Below are 3045 nucleotides of genomic sequence, written 5' to 3'. Positions count from 1 at the left end.
TGGTTGCGGGGACAGGATTTGAACCTGTGACCTTCAGGTTATGAGCCTGACGAGCTACCGGGCTGCTCTACCCCGCGCCGAGTCTTCCGCGGGGCCGCCGGGGCGGGTCGCGGAAGGGGAGTGATCGTTTTGAGAGAGATATCGTTTCTTTCCAGGTCTGGCGGTGACCTACTCTCCCACGTCTTGTGACGCAGTACCATCGGCGCGACGGCGCTTAACTTCCGAGTTCGGGATGGGATCGGGTGTTTCGCTCGTGCTGTGGCCACCAGACCGGGAAAGAAACGCGCGTTCCGCACGGTTCGTGCGGGGTGTTGTCCAGGTCGGTGCTTTCGAGATCGTCTCGGGGCGAGGCTGGTCTGCCTGCCACCGGATCGAATCAAGCCAATCGAGCCATTAGTACCGGTCAACTGAACGCATTGCTGCGCTTACATCTCCGGCCTATCGACGTGGTGGTCTTCCACGGCTCTGATGGGGATACCTTGTTTTGAGGGGGGCTTCACGCTTAGATGCCTTCAGCGTTTATCCTGTCCGTTCATAGCTACCCTGCACTGCGGCTGGCGCCACAACAGGTCCACCAGTGGAACGTTCACCCCGGTCCTCTCGTACTAGGGGCAACTCCTCTCAAGTATCCTGCACCCACGGCAGATAGGGACCGAACTGTCTCACGACGTTCTAAACCCAGCTCACGTACCTCTTTAAATGGCGAACAGCCATACCCTTGGGACCTGCTCCAGCCCCAGGATGAGATGAGCCGACATCGAGGTGCCAAACGATGCCGTCGATATGGACTCTTGGGCATCATCAGCCTGTTATCCCCAGCGTACCTTTTATCCGTTGAGCGATGGCCCTTCCACTCGGGACCACCGGATCACTATGGCCGTCTTTCGACTCTGCTCGACTTGTCAGTCTTGCAGTCAGGCTGGCTTCTGCCATTGCACTCAACGAGCGATTTCCGACCGCTCTGAGCCAACCTTCGCGCGCCTCCGTTACTCTTTGGGAGGCGACCGCCCCAGTCAAACTACCCACCACGCAGGGTCCCGGATCCGGATGACGGACCGCGGTTAGACATCAAGAATGCGAAGGGTGGTATCTCAAGGATGGCTCCGCCGGAACTGGCGTCCCGGTTTCAAAGCCTACCACCTATCCTGCACATCACATTCCTGATGCCAGTGCGAAGCTATAGTAAAGGTGCATGGGGTCTTTCCGTCTGACCGCGGGAAGTGTGCATCTTCACACACAGTTCAATTTCGCTGAGTCCATGTTTGAGACAGCGGGGAGATCGTTACGCCATTCGTGCAGGTCGGAACTTACCCGACAAGGAATTTCGCTACCTTAGGACCGTTATAGTTACGGCCGCCGTTTACCGGGGCTTCAATTCAGGGCTTGCACCCCTCCTTTTAACCTTCCGGCACCGGGCAGGCGTCAGACTGTATACGTCGCCTTGCGGCTTCGCACAGCCCTGTGTTTTAAGTAAACAGTCGCCACCCCCTGGGTTGTGCCCCCGGCCCACAGTTGCCTGCGAACCGGGCCTCCTTCTCGCGAACTTACGGAGGTATTTTGCCGAGTTCCTTAAACATGGTTCTCTCAAGCGCCTTGGTATGCTCTACCAGTCCACCTGTGTCGGTTTCGGGTACGGTCCGATGGAGGGCTGTTTCCAGGGACCCCGCAGCTGCCCGATCAATCCGTTAAGATCGAACAACCCTGAGGATCCGTCACCATCTCCTGGCCCAGGAATATTAACCTGGTTCCCATCGACTACGCCTTTCGGCCTCGCCTTAGGGGCCGGCTTACCCTGCTCAGATTAGCTTTAAGCAGGAACCCTTGGACTTTCGGCGACAGGGTCTCTCACCCTGTTTGTCGCTACTCATGTCAACATTCTCGCTTCTGATCACTCCACCGGTTGCCTCACGGCCCGGCTTCACAGTCAGAACATTGCCTCCGCTGAACCCGAAGGGTCAGAAGAGGCAGCGTCCTATATCACAGAACGCTCCGCTACCGCGCGGCTTGCGCCGCACCCAAAGCTTCGGCTCGTGGCTTGAGCCCCGTTACATCTTCGCCGCAGGATCTCTTGTCTAGACCAGTGAGCTGTTACGCTATCTTTAAAGGATGGCTGCTTCTAAGCCAACCTCCTGGTTGTTTTGGAAATCCCACATGCTTTCCCACTTAGCCACGAATTGGGGGCCTTAGCTGTTGGTCAGGGTTGTTTCCCTCTTGACGACGGACGTTAGCACCCGCCGTCTGTCTGCCGATCAGTCCTTCCCGGTATTCGGAGTTTGCTTAGACTCAGTAAGGCTGTGGGCCCCCATCATCCATGCAGTGCTCTACCCCCGGGAGGATACAATCGACGCGCTACCTAAATAGCTTTCGCGGAGAACCAGCTATCTCCAGATTTGATTGGCCTTTCACCCCTAGCCACAAGTCATCCGGACCCTTTTCAACGGGTGTCGGTGCGGCCCTCCAGTTGGTGTTACCCAACCTTCAGCCTGCTCATGGCTAGATCATCTGGTTTCGGGTCTGATCCGTCTAACTCAAGCGCCCATTTAAGACTCGCTTTCGCTGCGCCTCCACCTACCGGCTTAAGCTTGCTAGACAGACCAAGTCGTTGACCCATTATACAAAAGGTACGCCGTCAGGATGCAAGATCCCTCCGACTGCTTGTAGGCGTCCGGTTTCAGAAACTGTTTCACTCCCCTCGTCGGGGTGCTTTTCACCTTTCCCTCACGGTACTGGTTCGCTATCGGTCAGCAAGGAGTACTTAGCCTTCGAGGGTGGTCCCCCGATCTTCAGACAGGATTTCACGTGTCCCGCCCTACTTAATACGTCCGATTAAGCTTCCCATACGGGGCTGTCACCCGCTATGGCTGTGCTTTCCAGCACATTCTGGTCACTCTCACGGCTCGGCTGGTCCCCGTTCGCTCGCCACTACTGAGGGAGTATCTGTTGATTTCCTTTCCTCCGGGTACTTAGATGTTTCAGTTCCCCGGGTTTGCTTCTTAAGCCCTATGTATTCAGGCAAAAGATACCTGGTCATGCAGACTGTCGATA

At 56.5% G+C, this 3045-nt stretch carries 1 tRNA gene and 2 rRNA genes (1 of these 3 running past the window's edge); all 3 read right to left on the bottom strand.

From position 1 onward, the window contains the following. A tRNA-Met gene (locus GI374_RS18600) sits at positions 1–77 on the bottom strand. 78 nt (positions 78–155) lie between these two features. Then, positions 156–270 (bottom strand): 5S ribosomal RNA (rrf, locus tag GI374_RS18595). A 102-nt stretch (positions 271–372) separates the two neighbouring features. Beyond that, a 23S ribosomal RNA gene (locus GI374_RS18590) occupies positions 373–3045 on the bottom strand (it continues 162 nt past the right edge of the window).

It is taken from the genome of Paracoccus sp. S-4012, assembly GCF_009674885.1.
Classification (GTDB): Bacteria; Pseudomonadota; Alphaproteobacteria; order Rhodobacterales; family Rhodobacteraceae; genus Paracoccus.
This window is presented reverse-complemented; position numbering and strand designations above follow the sequence as displayed.